The sequence below is a fragment of the Saliphagus sp. GCM10025334 genome, assembly GCF_042663485.1.
Classification (GTDB): domain Archaea; phylum Halobacteriota; class Halobacteria; order Halobacteriales; family Natrialbaceae; genus Natronosalvus.
On sequence record NZ_JBHTAF010000003.1, the window covers coordinates 680,377 to 697,999 of the forward strand.

The 17,623-nt window shown below is 65.2% G+C and carries 20 protein-coding genes and 2 pseudogenes; 13 read left to right on the forward strand and 9 right to left on the reverse strand.

Annotated features, from left to right (window positions below; all coding sequences use genetic code 11):
- Nucleotides 1–13: 13 nt before the first annotated feature.
- Nucleotides 14–433 carry an acyl-CoA thioesterase gene (locus tag ACFQO4_RS15605; protein ID WP_500261787.1) on the forward strand — a complete coding sequence of 140 codons (420 nt, stop codon included), beginning with the start codon at nt 14–16 and terminating at the stop codon, nt 431–433.
- Between the two features lie 49 nt (nt 434–482).
- Here ACFQO4_RS15605 and ACFQO4_RS15610 read toward each other — a convergent pair whose 3' ends face one another.
- From ACFQO4_RS15610 to ACFQO4_RS15625, 4 genes are all read right to left on the reverse strand, one after another.
- Nucleotides 483–1,154: a class I SAM-dependent methyltransferase gene (locus tag ACFQO4_RS15610; protein WP_500261788.1), complete on the reverse strand. Its 672-nt coding sequence runs from the start codon at nt 1,152–1,154 to the stop codon at nt 483–485.
- Entirely contained in the window at nt 1,155–2,054 is a 900-nt protein-coding gene (locus ACFQO4_RS15615; RefSeq protein WP_500261789.1) for a thiamine-phosphate synthase family protein, read from the reverse strand.
- Nucleotides 2,055–2,174: 120 nt separating this feature from the next.
- On the reverse strand, nt 2,175–2,780 hold the full coding sequence (gene dcd / locus ACFQO4_RS15620; RefSeq protein WP_500261790.1) for a dCTP deaminase: 606 nt from the start codon (nt 2,778–2,780) through the stop codon (nt 2,175–2,177).
- Nucleotides 2,781–2,921: 141 nt separating this feature from the next.
- Complete coding sequence (locus ACFQO4_RS15625) at nt 2,922–3,620, reverse strand: thioredoxin domain-containing protein (RefSeq protein WP_253429744.1); 699 nt, start codon at nt 3,618–3,620, stop codon at nt 2,922–2,924.
- A gap of 103 nt (nt 3,621–3,723) precedes the next feature.
- On the opposite strand from ACFQO4_RS15625, the gene pth2 reads away from it, so the two are divergent.
- The 3 genes from pth2 to ACFQO4_RS15640 all read left to right on the forward strand — a co-directional run bounded on the left by pth2 (nt 3,724) and on the right by ACFQO4_RS15640 (nt 5,830).
- The gene (gene pth2 / locus ACFQO4_RS15630) at nt 3,724–4,062 is read left to right on the forward strand and encodes a peptidyl-tRNA hydrolase Pth2 (RefSeq protein WP_500261849.1); all 339 of its coding nucleotides are present in this window, start codon (nt 3,724–3,726) and stop codon (nt 4,060–4,062) included.
- A gap of 149 nt (nt 4,063–4,211) precedes the next feature.
- The gene (locus ACFQO4_RS15635) at nt 4,212–4,877 is read left to right on the forward strand and encodes an alpha/beta hydrolase (protein ID WP_500261791.1); all 666 of its coding nucleotides are present in this window, start codon (nt 4,212–4,214) and stop codon (nt 4,875–4,877) included.
- Nucleotides 4,878–5,224: 347 nt separating this feature from the next.
- Nucleotides 5,225–5,830 carry a hypothetical protein gene (locus ACFQO4_RS15640; protein ID WP_500261792.1) on the forward strand — a complete coding sequence of 202 codons (606 nt, stop codon included), beginning with the start codon at nt 5,225–5,227 and terminating at the stop codon, nt 5,828–5,830.
- A gap of 84 nt (nt 5,831–5,914) precedes the next feature.
- On the opposite strand, the gene ACFQO4_RS15645 is transcribed toward ACFQO4_RS15640, so the two are convergent.
- Together ACFQO4_RS15645 and ACFQO4_RS15650 are read right to left on the reverse strand one after the other, a co-directional pair.
- Nucleotides 5,915–6,895: a Gfo/Idh/MocA family protein gene (locus ACFQO4_RS15645; RefSeq protein WP_500261793.1), complete on the reverse strand. Its 981-nt coding sequence runs from the start codon at nt 6,893–6,895 to the stop codon at nt 5,915–5,917.
- Nucleotides 6,896–6,974: 79 nt separating this feature from the next.
- Nucleotides 6,975–7,091 (reverse strand): annotated as a pseudogene (locus tag ACFQO4_RS15650) (IS6 family transposase); the annotation flags it as partial.
- Between the two features lie 122 nt (nt 7,092–7,213).
- On the opposite strand from ACFQO4_RS15650, the gene ACFQO4_RS15655 reads away from it, so the two are divergent.
- Together ACFQO4_RS15655 and ACFQO4_RS15660 are read left to right on the forward strand one after the other, a co-directional pair.
- Nucleotides 7,214–7,642, forward strand: a complete 429-nt coding sequence (locus ACFQO4_RS15655; RefSeq protein ID WP_500261794.1) for an RDD family protein — start codon at nt 7,214–7,216, stop codon at nt 7,640–7,642.
- 46 nt (nt 7,643–7,688) lie between these two features.
- On the forward strand, nt 7,689–8,891 hold the full coding sequence (locus ACFQO4_RS15660; RefSeq protein WP_500261795.1) for an AGE family epimerase/isomerase: 1,203 nt from the start codon (nt 7,689–7,691) through the stop codon (nt 8,889–8,891).
- Nucleotides 8,892–8,899: 8 nt separating this feature from the next.
- On the opposite strand, the gene ACFQO4_RS15665 is transcribed toward ACFQO4_RS15660, so the two are convergent.
- Nucleotides 8,900–9,535, reverse strand: a complete 636-nt coding sequence (locus tag ACFQO4_RS15665) for a DUF4013 domain-containing protein (protein ID WP_500261796.1) — start codon at nt 9,533–9,535, stop codon at nt 8,900–8,902.
- A gap of 163 nt (nt 9,536–9,698) precedes the next feature.
- Here ACFQO4_RS15665 and ACFQO4_RS15670 point away from each other — a divergent pair, with 163 nt between their 5' ends.
- From ACFQO4_RS15670 to ACFQO4_RS15695, 6 genes and pseudogenes are all read left to right on the forward strand, one after another.
- Nucleotides 9,699–11,009 (forward strand): ABC transporter substrate-binding protein, encoded by a 1,311-nt coding sequence (locus tag ACFQO4_RS15670; protein WP_500261797.1) that lies wholly within the window; start codon nt 9,699–9,701, stop codon nt 11,007–11,009.
- 22 nt (nt 11,010–11,031) lie between these two features.
- Nucleotides 11,032–12,078, forward strand: coding sequence for a carbohydrate ABC transporter permease (locus ACFQO4_RS15675; RefSeq protein WP_500261798.1), 1,047 nt, complete (start codon nt 11,032–11,034; stop codon nt 12,076–12,078).
- Nucleotides 12,078–12,983: a carbohydrate ABC transporter permease gene (locus tag ACFQO4_RS15680; protein WP_500261799.1), complete on the forward strand. Its 906-nt coding sequence runs from the start codon at nt 12,078–12,080 to the stop codon at nt 12,981–12,983. Before ACFQO4_RS15675 ends, ACFQO4_RS15680 begins: the two co-directional genes overlap by 1 nt.
- Before the next feature lie 38 nt (nt 12,984–13,021).
- Nucleotides 13,022–14,167, forward strand: coding sequence for an ABC transporter ATP-binding protein (locus tag ACFQO4_RS15685; RefSeq protein WP_500261800.1), 1,146 nt, complete (start codon nt 13,022–13,024; stop codon nt 14,165–14,167).
- A gap of 234 nt (nt 14,168–14,401) precedes the next feature.
- Nucleotides 14,402–14,793, forward strand: a pseudogene (locus tag ACFQO4_RS15690) (IS5/IS1182 family transposase); the annotation flags it as partial.
- Nucleotides 14,717–14,905, forward strand: a complete 189-nt coding sequence (locus ACFQO4_RS15695; protein WP_500261851.1) for a hypothetical protein — start codon at nt 14,717–14,719, stop codon at nt 14,903–14,905. The pseudogene ACFQO4_RS15690 and the gene ACFQO4_RS15695, both read left to right, overlap by 77 nt.
- A gap of 22 nt (nt 14,906–14,927) precedes the next feature.
- On the opposite strand, the gene ACFQO4_RS15700 is transcribed toward ACFQO4_RS15695, so the two are convergent.
- Nucleotides 14,928–15,707 carry a metallophosphoesterase gene (locus tag ACFQO4_RS15700; protein ID WP_500261801.1) on the reverse strand — a complete coding sequence of 260 codons (780 nt, stop codon included), beginning with the start codon at nt 15,705–15,707 and terminating at the stop codon, nt 14,928–14,930.
- 4 nt (nt 15,708–15,711) lie between these two features.
- Entirely contained in the window at nt 15,712–16,683 is a 972-nt protein-coding gene (gene artA / locus ACFQO4_RS15705; protein WP_500261802.1) for an archaeosortase A, read from the reverse strand.
- Between the two features lie 147 nt (nt 16,684–16,830).
- Here artA and ACFQO4_RS15710 point away from each other — a divergent pair, with 147 nt between their 5' ends.
- On the forward strand, nt 16,831–17,610 hold the full coding sequence (locus tag ACFQO4_RS15710) for a DUF7839 domain-containing protein (protein ID WP_500261803.1): 780 nt from the start codon (nt 16,831–16,833) through the stop codon (nt 17,608–17,610).
- The last annotated feature ends 13 nt before the right edge of the window (nt 17,611–17,623 follow it).

Below are 17,623 nucleotides of genomic sequence, written 5' to 3' on the forward strand. Positions count from 1 at the left end.
CGAGTCACCGCCAATGACCGATCTCCCGACCGACCTCCCGTTCACCGTCGACGTTCCGATCCGCTATCGCGACCTCGACACCTTCAGCCACGTCAACAACGCCGTCTACGTCACCTACCTCGAGTCGGCCCGGGCCGCGTACCTCGAGGCCGTCGCCGACCTCGCCGTCGAGGACTACGGGTTCGTCGTCGCGAACCTCGAGATCGACTACGAGCGATCGATCACGATGGGCCAGGACGTCGTCGTCGCGACGGGGACCACGGAACTGGGCACCTCGAGCTGGACGATGAGCTACGAAATCTACGCCGACGGGGCTCGTGCGGCGACCGCGGAGACGACGCTCGTGTGCGTCGACCCCGAAACCCGATCGTCGATCCCGATACCGGACTCGATGCGCCAGCGAATCGTCGAGTACGAGGGGCTCGAGGACTGACGGCTCGCTCGAGGGACGCTCGACTCGACGATACCCGACGAGAGTCAGATCAGTCGATTCGCCCGCCAGTCAACCGCACGACGCCGCCGGCGTACGTCTCGTGGGCGACCGCGCTCGCTCGCGCCCGAAGCCGATCGTGGGCGTCTCGCACCTTTCGATCGAGCTGTCCCGAGAGGTCCCGGTCGTAGCGAAGCCGCGTCGTCGGTGGCGTTGACAGGGCGACGACGATCCCGAAGAGCGCGTTGACGGGCGGCGCGTACCAGCGCTCGCTCCGACCGGCGTTGACGAGGACGAGGTGGCCCCCGGGCGCGAGCGCGTCACACCACTGGTCGACCGCTCGAGCCGGCTCGTCGAGCATGCCGACGACGAAGGTGGCGAGGATCGCGTCGACCCCGTCTTCGTCGGGGATCGGCGGCTGCGTCGCGTCCGCCCGGACGACGTGGACGTTGTCGTACTCGGCCGTCGCCACGCGCGCTCGTTCGAGCACGCCCCGGGTGAAGTCGAGTCCGATAACGGTGCCCTCGGAGCCGACCTGCTCGCGCAGGTACGGCAGGTTGGCGCCCGTGCCACAGCCCATCTCGACCACGGTGTCGCCCGGCTCGAGTCGGCAGGCGAGGGCTGCCTGGCGCCTGAGGGTGACGATGCCGGGCGTTCGCGTGGCCAGCAGGTCGTACAGATGCGCCCAGCGGCCGTAGAACGCCTGTGCATCCTCGTCTGCCATTCAGACCAGCTCGCGGATCGTCCTCGCGACCGCCTCCGCGTCCGGGCCCAACACGTAGGTGAGGGGTTCGATGCCCTCGCCGCCGGTCTGGTAGAGGACGGTCGCCTCCGGCGTCTCCTCGATGGCCGCCCCGACGCTCGAGGCGACGTCGCCTGATTCGTCGAACTCCGCGAGGTCGTGGCCGTGCTCGGCCAACTCGTCGAGGAGCGCGGGATCGTATCGGACGTTCACCGCGGCCGTCGCGTCGCTGCCGTGGCGTCGCGCGGCGAGGAGGACCGTGGCCACGTGCTCGGAGACGCCGAACTCGGGCTCTCCGGGGACCGTCGCTCGCCCCTTGACGTCGAAAATGCGCCCGGGCACGCCCGCCACGTCGTCGACATCCTCGGCGTCGGGGACGCAGGCGACGAGGTTCGACCCCACCGCCGGGATCAGACCGGCGAAGCCGCTCGCGTTCTCGAGGATCCGTAGCCCGCGCCGGAGCGAGGACCGAACCCGCTCGCTCGAGCGGACAGCACTCTCGGGGTCGTGAACGCGAAAGCTCGCGTCGTGTTCGGCCAGCTGCGGGACGGATTCCTCGTGGAGCGTCGCCAGCAGGTCGCCAGGACTCTCGAGGTCGCGCACGAGCACCTCGATCTCGACAAGCGCCTGGACCGGCGACATATCGCCGCTCGAGAGTCCCTCACCGAGTCGCGTCACGAGTTCCTGGACGCGGTCGTCGTCGGCGATGCGGTCGTTCGTGGCAACGTCGCCGTGGGCGTACTTCGAGACGGCGCTCTGGCTGATGCCGAGCACCTCGGCGACCTCGCTCTGGGTCAATCCCCGCTCGCGGAGCTCCCCCGCGAGCTGTGAGCGGATCGTCGGCAGGAACTCCTCGACGACGATCTCTTCGACGAATTTCATCTGCCCGGGCCTAGGTGCCGGGGTGCAATAACTGTGGGGATCGTTTCGAGTGCGCTTCCCGTCGCTCGAGGTGCGCGTCTCGATATCCTCCCGTCGCTCGAGTCGAGGGCACGTCTCGAGCTACTCCTCGTGGCGGTCGAGCTGATCGCCGCCGAACTCGTCGTCGCGCTGGATCCGGGAGGCCTGCGGGCCGTCCTGGTCCTGGTACTTCGAGCCGCGTTCGCTCCCGTAGGGCCGATCCGCCGGCGTCTTCAGCTCGGTGAAGGTGAGCTGAGAGATCCGCATCCCCGGCGAGAGGGCGACCGGCGCACTGCCGAGGTTCGACAGCTCGAGGGTGATCTGGCCTCGATACCCGGGGTCACACAGGCCCGCGGTCGCGTGGACAACCACGGCAAGTCGCCCCAGCGAGGAGCGCCCCTCGACGTGAGCGATCAGGTCCGCCGGAATCTCGACGCGCTCGTGGGTCGTCCCCAGCACGAAGTCGCCGGGGTGGAGGATGAAGTCCTCGCCGTCCTCGACGACGGTCTCGGTGACGTAGTCGTCGACCTCGCGCTCCTCGTTCGGGTGGATGCAAGGGATGTTCGTGCGCTGGAACTCGAGGAATCGGCTCCCCAGCCGGAGGTCGACGCTCGCCGGCTGGATCTGCAGGTCGTAGTCGTCGATCGGCTCGACCACGAGGTCGCCCGCCTCGAGTCGGTCGAGGATGTCTGCGTCCGAGAGGATCATGTGCGGGAACTCGCGTGCGGCGTGGTAAATGGTTCGGATCCGCTGGCGGTCTGGTTCGGATCCACGGGCGCTTTCGTGGCCGTGCTGGTGGTGGCGCGGTGGCGATGATAGCTGGAGCTGCGTCTCTGCCGCGGTCGAGCTTCAGTCGTTCGCGAGCGCTTCGTCGATTGCCCCGACGATCGCCGCCGTGTCGGGCTCCACTCGCTCGCCGTCGACGACGATCCAGGGTGTTCCCTCGATGCCTAGCTCCATCCCGTGGGCGCGCTCGGCCTCGAGGCCGTCCCGGTAGGTCACATCCTCAGCGTCCGCTCGAACCTGCTCGGCGTCGAAGCCGAGGTCGCTCGCGACCTGTTCGATGAGGTCGTAGGAGTACCCGTCATCCCAGTGGGTGAAGATTTCACCGGTGAACTCGAAGAATGCCTCGTCACCCTCCTGGTCCTGGACCGAGCGGGCCGCGCTCGCGACGGCGTAGGACCACTCCTCCTGGACGGGGATGGGAAAGTCCCGGTGTTCGTAGCGAATCTGCTCTGCGTCGACGTACGCTTCCTTGATGTCCGGGAATATCTCCGTGTGATAGAGGGCGCAGTGCCCGCAGCCGAAATCCTCGAAGACGGTGACCGTGACGTCCGCGTCCGGGTCGCCGATGACGGGTATCTCGAGCAGGTCGTCCTCGTTGACGTCGGATCCGTTGCCGTTTCCGCCACCGTTACCGCCGCCATTGCCGTTTTCCTCGCCGTTTCCGTTCCCGTCGCTCTCCGCATCACCGCCACCGAGACAGCCAGCACCGGCGAGCGCCGATCCGGCGGCGAGCGCGGCGAAGCGTCGTCGCGTCACGTTCATGGTCCATCGTATCGAGTCCGTGCGCAAATAGGTGTCGCAGTCGCCAGTCTGTAACTCGAGCGTAACCGCGGGCGTTTTACCGGTCGTCCACCTCGTGATCCGCATGAAACAGGCGATCGTCGCCCGAACGGACATCGGCATGGGAACGGGAAAACTCGCCGCGCAGGTGGCACACGCCTCGCTGTCGGCCTACGAGAAGGCCGACGATCGGTCGCGTCGGCGCTGGAAGAACGGCGGCCAGAAGAAGATCGTGCTGAAGGGCTCGAGCGAGCGCGAACTCCACGAACTCGCGGCGATCGCCGACCAGGAGGGACTGCCGAACGCGATCGTCCGCGACGCGGGCCACACCCAGCTCGAGCCCGGAACGGTGACGACGCTGGCGGTTGGCCCCGGCGACGAGGACCTGGTCGACCGGGTGACGGGCGAGTTGTCGTTGTTCTGATTCTGATCGACGGGGGTCGTCTCGCGACGCGCTGGCTCCGTCTCACGGTGCGTCCAGACCGCGACGCCACCCGTCCAGAGGTGCGCTCGAATGCGCCCCAGTTCGCCGCCTCGAGAACGCCTTTCACGCTCGAGGCCGTTCGTTCACCTATGAGTGGAACGCCGACCCCGAACGCCGGCGACGACCCGCACGGCGACCAACCCGTCGAACGTGCCGGGGCCGACCTCGAGGACGCCAGCGCCGTAATGATCCTCGTCCACGGTCGCGGCGCCCGCGCCTCGGGCATGCTCGAGATGGCCTCCCAGTTCGACCGCGACGACGTGGCCTACCTCGCGCCCCAGGCCGCCCGCGGAACCTGGTACCCGCAGTCGTTTCTCGCCCCGACCGAGGCCAACGAGCCGCACCTGACCTCGGCGCTCGCCCTGCTCGAGTCGACGCTCGAGACCGTAAACGAGTCGATCCCGGCCGAGCGGACGATCCTGGCCGGCTTCTCACAGGGGGGCTGTCTCGCCAGCGAGTTCGCCGCCCGAAATGCCCGCGAGTACGGCGGCGTCGTCGCCTTCTCCGGCGGGCTGATCGGTCCCGAGGGAACCCCCCGAGAGTATGACGGCTCGCTCGAGGGCACGCCAGCGTTCTTCGGGTGTAGCGACCAGGACCCCCACATCCCGCTCGAGCGGGTGCACGAGTCCGTCGAGGTCTACGAGGGACTCGGAGCAGACGTCACCGAACGAATTTACGAGGGGATGGGCCACACGATCATCGAGGACGAACTCGAGGTCGTTCGCACCATCGTGGACGACGCAGCCGACAAGTAGCCGGAGAGGCCACTACTGTGGCCTTCGACGCAGTGGCCGTACGGCAATGACGAACGTCCACCCTAAACTATACTTTCTGTAGTAAAGCCTGTTTGCTGACTCGAGCGGATCGTTCCCCCTCCCCCAGCGGCGTTCGGGACGGCGGTTTCCGCATGCGGCCCGAAACCGATCGCCCGCCGCGGCTTCGCTCGTCCACCGTCGATCGCTTCGAAGTCCGCACACAGTCGGTAAATATGCGGTATAAACCGAAATAAATGCGCAATTAGCGGTCTTTATTCCGATTTTATTATGAATTTGGCGGCAGTCTTAGATAGATCTGAAGCCAATTACGTGTGTGACCATAAACCATGTCTAACGTCAGCGAACGAAATCTGGCATCGCGTACCATCGAGGGAGTGGAAGCACTGGTTAGCACGGAATCCGGCGAGGTTTTTATCGACGTACCAGCCGCGAATCCGCGCTACATCCGCGTCGAGGAGGGCGACGTGATTCAGGAAGGAGACGCCCGCTCGCGAACGGAAGAAGAACTCGCATCCGACTCCCTTAGAAAATGGACGGTAGATACGATCGGACCGGAGACGGTCATCGGGACGGATCGAGAGACGGACGAGCGACGCGAATGGGATCGCGAATCGCTCGAACAGAAACTCGCGATCGGCAGTCTCTCCACGAACCTCACCGATTTCGAACGAGTAAACGTTGGGGAACCCCGCACGGCGGATCGGGACGGCGGACGGTCGGACGAGCAACTCGTGACCGTGACCGCGTATGGGAACGACAGCCGAAAATTCACCCAATCGTACCGCCTCGTCGACGTCGATGAGGGCGGTGACGAACGCCGCCTCGAGCAGGCCAAATCCGACAAACGGATCGAGGGGTTCGCAGACGAGCTGCGAAAGGAGTTCAACGAAGCGGTCGAGCTCGCGCTGCGAAACGAAGGGTACGCGGTCTGACTGACGTTTTGCTTCGATCCGGTGTTCCTTTCAGGGGTGTTTCGAGGCAGACCTGTCGTCGGTTTTCGTTTCTCAGTCCCTGACTCACTCCACGGACACCGGCTCTCCGCGCTCAGCGCTCTCGTACAGCGCGTCGATCACGAGCATGTTCGCGACCGCTTCGTCGCCGTCGGTTCGCGGCCGGGTCCCCGTCTCGACACACCGGGCGAAGTGCTCGACCTCGAGCCGGTATTGATCGACGGGATCGAACGTCTCGACGCTGTGCTCGCCGTCGATCTCGTACTCGAGTTCGAGTACGCCGTCGGGCACGTCGAAGGCGTCGTCGACCTCGAGCCAGCCGTTTTCCGCCTCGACGCGGTAGCGCTGGTGTTTCGGCGTGTCGAACCCGGACGCGATTCGAGCCGTCGAGCCATCGTCGTACTCGAGAACGCCGGTGAAAGCGGTGTCGATGCCCGTCTCTCGCGAGTCGTGAGCGTGAGCGTGAGCGTAAACGCGGTCGGGTTCGCCGAGGAACTGCCGGACGGCGGAGACTGGGTAACAGCCGACGTCCATGAGCGACCCGCCGGCGAGCTCCGGATTCAGCCGGACGTCGTCGGGGTCGCCGCGCAGGGAGAAGGTGAACGACGCGGTGACCGAGCGCACATCCTCGAGCGCCTCCCGCGCGAGTTCGATCGCCCGCTCGGTTCGCGGGTGGTAGCGGTACATGAACGCCTCCATCAGGACGACGCCCTGGTCGTCGCAGTGGGCGACGACCTCGCGCGCTTCGTCGGCGTCGACGGCGAGCGGTTTCTCACACAGGACGTGGAGCCCCGCGTCGGCGGCCCGTTTCGTCCACTCGCCGTGGAGCGCGTTGGGCAGAGGGACGTAGACCGCGTCCAGCTCCGGATCGGCGAGCAGGTCGTCGTACGAGCCGTACGACCGCGGGATGCCGTACTCCTCGGCAACCGACTCGGCCTGCCCGGCGTCACGGGAGGCGATGGCGCCGACGCGGTGCTCACTCGAGTCGATCGCCGGTAGCAGTGCCTTCTGGGCGATTCCGGCCGTCGACAGCACGCCGAATTCCATACGCGAATCGCCGCCGAGGAGGCGCAAAAAACCAGCGGATGCGGCGACGAGAGGGAGGGGCACGGATACGGTTAGAATATATAGTGATCGTATTCAAATGCGAGAATCTGGCGAGATGGAGTTGAATACCGAGTTCCATCAGTAACTCTGGTGTCGCTTCTCGTTCCTCAAAAGCCACCTCGAGATGACTATCGATTCGGTGAGACTAGCGTTTCCGACACAGGCACGCAGAGAACGCTCTGCCTCTCCTCTCAATCCTCATCCAAACATCTCCAGGAAATACAACAGGTATTTACAGAACTATTTTGACATTCACCCATGAATCGAAAACGCCATAATTATGCTGGGGTTCTCGAGCGCGGTCTTGCGTTGCTCCTCGATGGTATCATCACATTCGTGCTTCTCCTTGCAGTCTTACTCCCACTGATATTCCTCCTCCAACCCAAATCCCCGGAATCGGCTGAAGCGTTGGGAGGGTTCGTCGGGATAGTCGGAAGTGCCGTGTACTATGTGGGAACCGAAGCCAGGTGGGGTGCAACGGGCGGAAAGATGGTTCTCGGTCTGCGAGTGGTCAATCGGCACGGCGAGCAGTGTTCAACTGGGGATGCCGTCATACGGAATATCACGAAGCTCCTCGGCTCAGGGACGCTTTTGGCGGTCATCGTTGCTCTCCTCCTCATTGTCTCGTCAGAAGACAACCAGCGTCTCGGGGATATGATGGCCGAGACGATGGTCGTTCGAGAATAAGTCGTTGGACCGAATCACTATGTCGCCGTACCCGGTAGGCATCGCTATGAATATCTATCGCACTCGAGCCGGCCTGTTCCACCAGTTCCGGGACGTCTTGCAGTTCTACTACCCCGCGATGATCGACACCGCGGTGGGCGGCTACGCCGCTCAGGTCGACGAGCGGGACGGCTACGTCTACGACGCGCGGACGAGACACCTCGTCGCCACGGCTCGCGGCGTCCACAACTTCAGTCTCGGCGTCCTCGAGGACGGACCCGACTGGTGTCGCTACGCCGCCGAACACGGCCTCCAGTTTCTGTCAACGGTCCACTGGGACGACGAGCACGGGGGATACGACTGGATGCTCGACGGACGCGAACCGACCGACCGCACTCGCTACTGTTACGGACACGCGTTCGTCCTGCTCGCCGGGGCGCGGGCTCACCAAGCCGGCATCCCCGGCGGCCGAGCGGAACTCGAGCGCGCGCTCGACGTGCTCGAGGAGCGGTTCTACGAGCCCGAGCACGGGTTGTACGCTGACCGAGCGACGCCCGCCTGGGACTCGCTGTCGCCCTACCGCGGCCAGAACGCGAACATGCACGCCTGTGAAGCGCTGCTCGCGGCCTACGAGGCCACCGACGAAGAGCGGTACCTCGAGCGGGCGTACACCGTCGCCGATCGGTTCACCAGGGAGGTGACGAGTGCGACCGACGGCCTGCTCTGGGAGCACTACACGGAAGAGTGGGAACCGGACCTCGCGTATAACGAGGACCAGCCGACCCACCAGTTCCGGCCCCCCGGCTACCAGCCAGGGCACCACGCCGAGTGGGCGAAGTTACTCGCGCTGCTCGCCGAACATCGATCGGAGGGCTGGCTCCCCGAGCGCGCCAGAGATCTGTTCGACGCCGCGGTTGATCTCGGCTGGGACGACGAGCACGGTGGGCTCTACTACACGGTCGAGGACGACGGCGAGCCGATCGTCGCGGACAAGTACGGCTGGGTGCACACGGAGGCTATCGGCGCGAGCGCGTTGCTGAGCCGGTTCGACGACGCGTACGCCGAGTGGTACGATCGGCTCTGGGCGTACTCGCGCGAGCACCTGATCAATCCGAAGTACGGCAACTGGTATGCCCGACTCACGCGCGCCCACGAGCGCGATGGTCCGAACCACGGACCTGCGGTCGAACCGGGCTACCACCCGCTGACGAACTGCTGGCTCGCGATGCGGGCGCTCGAGGCTGAGCCACCGGCGTTCGGTACCAGTTAGGCCCTCGACTACCGTCGACCCGCAGCGTAGCCGCGGCCGATCCGCCGGCTCGAGACGAGCACCGCGTAGGCGCCGATCAGGGTGCCGACGACGAGGGCGATCCCGCCGCGGGAGACCAGCGCGCTCGAGAGCGCGAGTCCGACGAGCAAGAGCGTGATTCCCGAGGCCCAGCCGACGAAGTACGCTCCGTGACCGGCGACCGAGACGATATCCGCGAACGCGGCGCGGATCGATCCGGCCCGTCCGTAGTTCGCGAGGGCAATCGGCAGGAGGTAGGCGGCGATACCGAGCACGAGGAGCACCGTCGTCGAGCCCACGAGGACGGCGAACGTCCCCCCACCGGTCGGCACCTCGCCTGACTCGGTGAGCAATCGAACCGTCGAGAGCGCGATGACGAGGGGAACCGTCCCGTAAGCGATCGCAATTCCGGCGGCGCCCAGCGACTGGCGAAGAACGGTGCGCTCGAGAAACGGCGGCGGGTCGCGTTCGGCACCGAGGACGAGCACCGAAACGACGTACCCGAGGAGCGCCACCAGCGGGAGAACGGGGACGACCAGCACGTGGACGAGGACGCAGAGCCAGGCGGCGATCAGGGACGTCTCGGCGTAGTCGCCCCGGAGCGGATACGCGAGGGCGTCGTCCATACCCGTGAGTCGAGTTCGCCGAGGTTTACCTCTTGCGAGACCGGGGTTGCCACGAGACGATTCGGGCCGCGTACCCGACTCGAGCCACCTGTCTCGAAATAAACTCGTTACCGAGTGAAATATGCACACATTTATTATAATGACGAACCCATTTTCAGTCGATATGGGAAACCAGAACGGAGTTACCCGTCGACGGTATCTGGTGACGACTGGGGCGATCGGTACCGCTGCCCTCGCCGGTTGTGCGGACGACGAGGAGGGTAATGGAAACGGGAACGCCACTGGCAACGGGGACGGAGACGGAGGCGGCGACGGCGACCTCGAGATCGTCCACTGGTGGACCGCGGGTGGCGAGGAGGAGGCGTTCAACGCGCTCGTGGACGGATACGAGGAGAACACGGACTTCACTGCCGGCCCCAACCCGGCACCCGGTGGCGCCGGTTCGTCGATCGACGCTGCGATCCAGACGCGCGTGATCGACGAGGAGCCGCCAGGAACGTTCCAGATCTGGCCGGGCGAGGCGCTCCGGACCTACACGGACGCCGACGCGCTCGAGCCGGTCGGCGACTTCTACGAGGACGGCGCCCAGGACGCCTACCTCGACAGCGTCGTGGAGGCGGCCACCATCGACGGCGACGTCGTCTCGGTCCCGATCAACATTCATCGACTGAACAACATCTTCTACAACGTCGAGGTGCTCGACGACGCCGGCGTCGACGTCGAGAGCATCGACGGCCCCGAGGGGCTGCTCGAGGCGTTCGAGACGGTCGACGGCGCGGGCTACGTTGGCATGGCCCAGCAGACTGCGGAGCCGTGGGGCACCCTCCAGCTGTGGGAGGTCGTCTTCACCGGCCAGCACGGCGTCGACACGTTCCAGCAGTTCCTCGACGGTAATGCGGCCGACCTCGAGAGCGAGATCAACGAGTCGCTGTCGCTGGTCGCTGACTACAGCGAGTACTTCAACGAGGACGCCTCCACGGTCTCCTGGGACGAGGCCAACAACGCCGTGATCACCGGCGACGCCGCGTTCCACCACAACGGCGACTGGGCGGCCGGCGAGTACCAGACCGCCGAGGACTTCGAGTACGGCGAGGGATGGGACTACGCCGCCTTCCCCGGCACCGAAGGCGTCTACACGCTCGTGATGGACTCGTTCGTCATGCCGACGAACAACCCCACGCCGGACGCGACCGAAGCGTGGATCGAGTACTGTTCGACGGTCGACGCCCAGGAGCGGTTCAACCCGGCGAAGGGGTCGATCCCGCCGCGAACCGACGTGCCGACCGACGAGTTCCCGCCGTTCCTGCAGGACCAGATGTCCGACTTCGAGGATTCCGACGAACAGATCACGTCGATCGCTCACGGGAGCGGGCTCCAGCCGGCCCAGGCGAGCGAGGTTCAAGAGGCGTTCGCGGTCTTCACCGACAACTGGGACCCGGACGAGACCACCCAGGAACTCATCAACATCTTCTGAGGGAACTCAGAACCCACGTGTTATGGATTTTGACATACGACGAACACTGACCCGTCTTTCCCGCGGGCGTCGTCGAGCGGCGGGTTCCGACGAGAACCGAACCGATGACCGACCCGTCCGGACCGACGGCGGTGCCTCGAGCGCGAGTGCGAGTGCAAGCACAAGCGGGCGCACCAGTCGCTGGACCCGACTCCGTCACAGCGAGGCGGTCCAGGCGATTCCGTTCTGGCTCCCGCCGGCGCTACTGATGGGGCTGTTCGTGTACGGTGCGATCAGCTGGAACCTGCTCATCTCACTGACCGACTGGAGCGGTCTGTTGGGCCCCGATTACACGAACCTGTCGCTCGATATGTACCGCCAGATGCCGGACGATCCGTCGTTCGTGGCGGCGTTCCGGAACACGATCGTCCTGCTGGTCGCGTTTACGGGCGTGTCACTCGCGATCGGACTCGTCCTGGCGATACTCGTCGACCAGAACGTCCGCTTCGAGAACACGTTCCGGACGATTTACCTGCTGCCGATGGCGCTGTCGTTCGTCGTGACGGCCATCTTCTGGGCGTGGATGTACAACCCGACCACGGGGACGATCAACGTCGTCCTCCGGGGACTCGGACTCGACTTCCTCACGAGAAACTGGATCGGTAACCCGGACACCAGGCTCGCGGCGATCATCTTCGCGCTGACCTGGCAGTTCAGCGGCTACGCGATGGTCGTCTACCTGGCCGGGCTTCGGGCGATACCGGACGCTCACTACGAGGCGGCGAAAGTCGACGGGGCGAGCACGTTCCGCATGTACTGGCGCGTCATCGTCCCTCAGTTGAGCGCGGCGACGACGTCCGCGGCGGTCGTGTTGATGGTATTCGCGCTGAAGGCGTTCGACTTCATCTTCGTCATGTTCGGGAACAACCCGGGCCGATCGGCGGACATCCTCGCGGTCATGATGTTCCGGGTAGCTTTCTCCCGGAGCCAGTGGGCGTACGGGGCCGCGGTCGCGACCGTGCTCTTCTTGCTGGCGCTCGCCGTCGTCGGGCCGTACCTGTACCTGCAGTACAGACGAGGTGATCTCTGATGGCACACGCTGACGCCGATTCGGCCGACGGATCGCTCGCACGGACGCTCGAAGAACTCGACACCCAGCGGATCGCGCTCTACGTGGTCCTGGTCGGCTTGATCGCGTTCTACCTCTCGCCGCTGTGGGGCGGGGTGACGACCGCGTTCAAGACCGACGCCGGGTTCGTCCAGACGACGCCGCTGATTCCGCCGACGCCCGAGTGGTTCACCCTCGCGCCGTGGCAGGAGGCGTTCGGCCGATTGCAGGGCGGGCTCCTCAACAGCGTCACGTTCGTCGTTCCGGCGACGGTTCTGTCGGCACTGTTCGGCAGCCTCGCGGCGTACGGCCTGACGAAACTCTCCTGGCGCGGCCAGGTCGGCGTCCTCGTGATCTTCCTCGCGGGCGTCTTCCTCCCCTACCAATCCGTGCTGGTGCCGCTCCGCCAGTTCTGGTCCATGGTCGGCCTCGCCGACTTGCTCTCGTTCGCGCCCTTCCTCGCCGAGCGAGCAGACCTGATCGAACTGACGATCACCCACACCGCTTACGGGATTCCGATCTGTACCATCCTGTTTCGATCCTACTACAAGGGGATGGACGACGAGATGATCGAGGCGGCGAAGATCGACGGGGCGAACGCTTTCAGTATCTACAAGCGGATCGTCTTCCCGCTGTCACTGCCGATGTTCGCGGTGACGCTGATCTACCAGTTCACCCAGATCTGGAACGACCTGCTGTTCGCGCTCGTGCTCATCACCGCGCGTTCGAACTACGTCGTCACGCAATCGCTAAACGAACTGCAGGGATCGCTGGCCCAGGAGTACAACATCCAGATGGCCGGCGCATTCATCGCCGCGTTGCCGACGATCCTCGTCTACGTGATCTTCGGCCGCCAGTTCGCGCAGGGAATCACGGGGGCATCGTAACCGACCATACCTGGCACACCTAGCCTACCACACCACCAATGGCCAACCTCACACTCGACACCGTAACGAAACGCTTCGACGACGGCGACGACGTGATCGTCGCGGTCGACGACGTCTCGATCGACATCGACGACGGCGAGTTCCTCGTCCTCGTCGGCCCATCGGGATGCGGAAAATCCACCACGCTTCGGATGATCGCCGGCCTCGAGACCGTCTCCGACGGCGCGATTTCGATCGACGGCGAACGGATCAACGACGTCCCGGCCCAGCAGCGAGACATCGCGATGGTGTTCCAGAGCTACGCGCTGTACCCGCACATGACCGTCAAGGAGAACATGCGCTTCGGCCTCGAGGAGTCCACCGACCTCGACAAGGCGGCGATGAACGCCGCCGTCGAGGAGACCGCGGAACTGCTCGAAATCGCCGAGTTGCTCGATCGCAAACCGGGGGAACTCTCCGGCGGGCAGCAACAGCGCGTCGCGCTGGGCCGAGCGATCGTTCGCGATCCCGCCGTCTTCCTGATGGACGAACCGCTCTCGAACCTCGACGCCAAACTTCGGTCGGGGATGCGCATGGAACTCCAGCGCCTGCAGAACGACCTGGACGTGACGACCGTCTACGTCACTCACGACCAGACCGAGGCGATGACGATGGGCGATCGGATCGCCATCCTCGACGATGGGAAACTCCAGCAGGTCGCGACACCCCTCGAGTGCTACCATCGCCCGAAAAACCGCTTCGTGGCGGGCTTCATCGGGGAGCCGGCGATGAACTTCTTCGACGTGACGCTCGAGGAGGATCGGCTCCTGCTGGAGGGGACCTCCCTCGAGTACCCACTCTCCTCGTCGGTCCGTGAAGACCTCGGCGACGCGACCGACCTCGTCCTCGGAATTCGCCCGGAAGACGTCGAGTTGCTCGAGTCGGGCGGCAGCGTTCACGACTTCCCGGTCGAGGTCGACGTCGTCGAGCCGATGGGCAACGAGAACAACCTGCTGGCGACGTTCGCGGGGACCGACCTGTCGATCAACGCGATCACCGAGGGGATGCGCCTTGTGCGCGACGGCGAGCAGTACGCGGCGCGGCTTCCGGAGTCGGCGATCCACCTGTTCGATCGCTCGAGCGGACGGGCGCTGCACAACCGACAGATAGAGGACGAAGACGAGTTGCTCGAGCCGCGGATCTGATCGGCCCGTCGCATCGACGTGGATTCTTTTTAGAGGCGTTGAACGTCACTGCCTCTTCGTCGCAGGTAGTCGGTCGGAACCAGCCATTCTGGTCATCCGGTTGCGACTGATGGGGTTTATTAAAATCCTCAGAAACCAATAGGTGTTCCGTGATGAATAGAGTGCTCTGTCGGACCGCTAGACTGGAAGGTGACGACTGGGTTATCTCCGTAGAAAGCGAAGCGGCAGAGTGTTGTGAGTGCTGAAATCCGCCGCTTCACCCGGAAGTCGGTCACCAAAGGCAAACACGTTGTCGCTAATCCGGATGCCCCTGCCGACCCCGTCCGCGGTGGCGGGTTCGCCGAGTGGGCGATGCTGACGCTCCATGTGCTGCGGATCGAGTTGGGTAAATCCTACCGCGTGACGTGTGATTTGCTGAACGAGATGCCCGGTGTGCTCGAGGAAATCGGGTTGACTCGGAACCTCATTACACCGTGCTCCGTGACTGGTTCGAGACGATCTCGATGGCGACGTGGCGAGCGTTTCTCGCTGCACCGGTCGAGACTCGCAGTGGCCACGCAGCGATCGACTCGACCGGCTTCGACCGTCACCGTGATGGAGGTCGATACTGGAGACGACGAGGTTACCTGCACGCTCGAGACCGCAAGTCACGGCGGCGGATTAATCCTCGAGGCCGACGCGGTGGCCATCACAACGGATCCGCCGACCGCTCGAGAGCTGATGGACGTCGAGTCTTGAACGTAGAACACCTGTCGACTCGCTACAGCAGGTGCCGACACGTCTCGAGCGGCGGAAACCAGCGCGTTTCGTCGGCGCCCTCGTCGCGAATCACCGGGTGGAACGGGTCGAGCGAGCGAATCACGGGCGACTGCAGGTCGATTCCTCGAGTCCGGTTGATCGTCACTCCCGACGCGCTCCGGGTGAACGCCGGGAGCATCAAGACGTCGAGTCCGCGCCAGGCGTCGCGTGCGTAGAGAAAACAGGGAAGCTTCCGTCCGCCGACCGAGAGCGCCGGGTGGTCGTGGCCGACGACGACTCGCTCGAGGCTCGAGTCCTTGCGGTTCTCGGATTCCGTCTCGATTTCCGCATCCACTCGCTCGAGATCCGGCCGTTCGTGCCCATGGCATACCAGCGTCTTGCCGTCGGCCAGCACGCAGGCGTCGGGAGCGCGTCCGTCGTAGACCGCCTCGAGCATTTTGTCGTGATTTCCGGGGGTGACCACCAGTTCGCCACCGGCCTCGGCAACGACTCGCTCGAGGCAGGTGACGGTCCAGTCGGCCCCACGAGGCACAGCCGAAAACGAGTGCAAGAGGTCGCCGGCGACGACCACCGTTTCGGCGTCGACGCGACCGAGCAGGCGCTCGAGGCGATCGATCACGTCGCCGCCGTCGTCGATCGGTGCCTCGACCCGGGAAGCCGCCGCCTTACCGACGTGGAGGTCCGAGAGGACGAGCGCGTTAGCTCCCGGGACGAAGACGGCACGCTCGAGGAACTCGACGGGGGCGTCCACTCGAGCGGAGTCGGAAAAAGTGCCGGCCATCGCCTCAATCGTCGCTCGAGGGCGTGAGCTGGTCGTCCACAGGGTCAGGGTTGCCGAGGGCGCCGGCGAGGTCGTACTCGGTCCCGGTGAGTACGAATAGCGCCTCCTCGAGCGGTTCCATGACCTCCGGAAGGATGCGGATCACGAGGTACGTGATTCCGACGAGAGCGACGATCGACAGCGACTGGGCGACGAAGTTGTGGGCGACGAGGAACGACGTCCGGTCGGCGGGCGATCCCATGTACGTCGTCGTAATGTAGATCAGCGGGTCGTACTGAAACCAGCCGAAGGGCGAGGCGAGACCGATGAAGACGTTCCGGATCAGGTTCAGGAACCAGATGACGCCGATGGCGAGCGCAAACGCGGTGGCCTTTCGCCGGAGTGACCCCTTCACGGCGGCGATCAACCCGCCGAAGATCGCCATACTGCCGATGCCGGTACACGCGAGGACGATGTAGGTCGTTCGCCCCGTTACCGTCTCGTCGGGATCGAAGTCGAAGCGACTCTTGTAGCCGTTCGCACCCTCGTTGAGGCCCGGGCTGTGGCCGAGCAGTTCCATGCCGTAGTGGGTCTGGGCAGCCGTCGTCTCGATGAGCCAGGTCCTGGCGAACGGAATTGTCTCGACGGGGAGGTAGATGATCCCCATGAAGGCGACCGCCTTCGTGAGCACGAGCAGGGACTTTCGGCCCCGATAGAGGAGATACCCCGTGTACGTACACAGCGGGAGGGCGGCGAGGCTCAACATGGTCTGGATCGGGCTCCGGGCCTCGCCGTAGTAGTACGGGACCATCGTCAGCCAGAAGACGCCGAAGACGACCCAGGCGCCGGCGGCCAGGTAGCGGGCGGCGTCCTCGTGGGCCCGCCACTGGAGGGCCAGTGCGAGAACGAAGGCGCCGATCGCGATCCACGCCAGCGCGTCGGTGGCGCTGAACGATCCCACGGCCGCTGGCAGGACCGTTACGGGCGGGGAGGACATTGTCACGCGAATTGACGGACTCGAGCGCTATCAACCTGACGCTGTGTGCCGCTCGGACACAACCGCGGTGCCTGGATTCCAGGCCAGTCAGTCGAAACGGCTCGTGGGACCGCGCCATTTTTGACCGTGTCGTGAGAACGCAAGCACATGGTCGACGTTCTCGACAACAAACGCGCCGCGACGCGGTTTCGAATCCTCGTCGAGATCGCCGAACGGCAACCGGCTGTCAGCCAAGGCGAGATCGCCGCGGAGGTCGGCGTCACCAGCCAGGCCGTCAGCGAGTACATCCGCGACCTCGTCGAGGACGGCTTCGTCGAGAAAGAGGGACGCTCTCGCTACCGCGTCACGAACGAGGGCGTCGACTGGGTCTTCCAGGCCGCCGGCGACGTCCGCCGATTCGCCGACCACGTCACCGAGGACGTCCTCGGCGCCATGGGCGAGGACGCCGCCATCGCGAGTGCCGACCTCGAGGCTGGCGACCCCGTCTCGCTCACCGTCGAAGATGGCCTCCTCCACGCGGCCCCCGGCGACGCCGGTCCCGCTACCGGCGTCGCCACCACTGACGCCGCAGCCGGATCGGACGTCGGCGTCACGAGTTTCGAGGGCGTCATCGACCTCGAGCCCGGTTCTGTGACGGTCTGGCAGGTCCCGCCGGTCCGCGCGGGCGGCAGCCAGTCGGCGAACCTCGAGGCCATCGCGGACGGCTGTGGCGACGCTGATCTGGTACTGGCGACGGGGGTCGAGGCCATCGTCGCCCTCCATGAGGCCGATGTCGAACCGGCGACCACATTCGCCGTCGGGGCCGTCGCCGCCGACGCGGCCGAACACGGCCTCGACACCGCCGTGGTCGCCACCACCGACGCCGTGGGCCGCGTCACCGACGTGCTCAGAGACGGCGACGTGACCTACGAAGTGCTCGAGGGGTGATGAAAGTCGTCAG

Excerpts from the sequence above, each read along its gene's own strand:
- ACFQO4_RS15680 (WP_500261799.1), top strand. The coding sequence starts at position 12,078 with ATGGCACACGCTGACGCCGATTCGGCCGACGGATCGCTCGCACGGACG.
- ACFQO4_RS15685 (WP_500261800.1), top strand. The coding sequence starts at position 13,022 with ATGGCCAACCTCACACTCGACACCGTAACGAAACGCTTCGACGACGGC.
- ACFQO4_RS15625 (WP_253429744.1), bottom strand. The coding sequence starts at position 3,620 with ATGAACGTGACGCGACGACGCTTCGCCGCGCTCGCCGCCGGATCGGCG.
- ACFQO4_RS15605 (WP_500261787.1), top strand. The coding sequence starts at position 14 with ATGACCGATCTCCCGACCGACCTCCCGTTCACCGTCGACGTTCCGATC.
- ACFQO4_RS15660 (WP_500261795.1), top strand. The coding sequence starts at position 7,689 with ATGAATATCTATCGCACTCGAGCCGGCCTGTTCCACCAGTTCCGGGAC.
- ACFQO4_RS15710 (WP_500261803.1), top strand. The coding sequence starts at position 16,831 with ATGGTCGACGTTCTCGACAACAAACGCGCCGCGACGCGGTTTCGAATC.
- dcd (WP_500261790.1), bottom strand. The coding sequence starts at position 2,780 with ATGATCCTCTCGGACGCAGACATCCTCGACCGACTCGAGGCGGGCGAC.
- artA (WP_500261802.1), bottom strand. The coding sequence starts at position 16,683 with ATGTCCTCCCCGCCCGTAACGGTCCTGCCAGCGGCCGTGGGATCGTTC.
- ACFQO4_RS15645 (WP_500261793.1), bottom strand. The coding sequence starts at position 6,895 with ATGGAATTCGGCGTGCTGTCGACGGCCGGAATCGCCCAGAAGGCACTG.
- pth2 (WP_500261849.1), top strand. The coding sequence starts at position 3,724 with ATGAAACAGGCGATCGTCGCCCGAACGGACATCGGCATGGGAACGGGA.
- ACFQO4_RS15640 (WP_500261792.1), top strand. The coding sequence starts at position 5,225 with ATGTCTAACGTCAGCGAACGAAATCTGGCATCGCGTACCATCGAGGGA.
- ACFQO4_RS15670 (WP_500261797.1), top strand. The coding sequence starts at position 9,699 with ATGGGAAACCAGAACGGAGTTACCCGTCGACGGTATCTGGTGACGACT.
- ACFQO4_RS15665 (WP_500261796.1), bottom strand. The coding sequence starts at position 9,535 with ATGGACGACGCCCTCGCGTATCCGCTCCGGGGCGACTACGCCGAGACG.
- ACFQO4_RS15635 (WP_500261791.1), top strand. The coding sequence starts at position 4,212 with ATGAGTGGAACGCCGACCCCGAACGCCGGCGACGACCCGCACGGCGAC.
- ACFQO4_RS15615 (WP_500261789.1), bottom strand. The coding sequence starts at position 2,054 with ATGAAATTCGTCGAAGAGATCGTCGTCGAGGAGTTCCTGCCGACGATC.
- ACFQO4_RS15675 (WP_500261798.1), top strand. The coding sequence starts at position 11,032 with ATGGATTTTGACATACGACGAACACTGACCCGTCTTTCCCGCGGGCGT.
- ACFQO4_RS15655 (WP_500261794.1), top strand. The coding sequence starts at position 7,214 with ATGAATCGAAAACGCCATAATTATGCTGGGGTTCTCGAGCGCGGTCTT.
- ACFQO4_RS15610 (WP_500261788.1), bottom strand. The coding sequence starts at position 1,154 with ATGGCAGACGAGGATGCACAGGCGTTCTACGGCCGCTGGGCGCATCTG.
- ACFQO4_RS15700 (WP_500261801.1), bottom strand. The coding sequence starts at position 15,707 with ATGGCCGGCACTTTTTCCGACTCCGCTCGAGTGGACGCCCCCGTCGAG.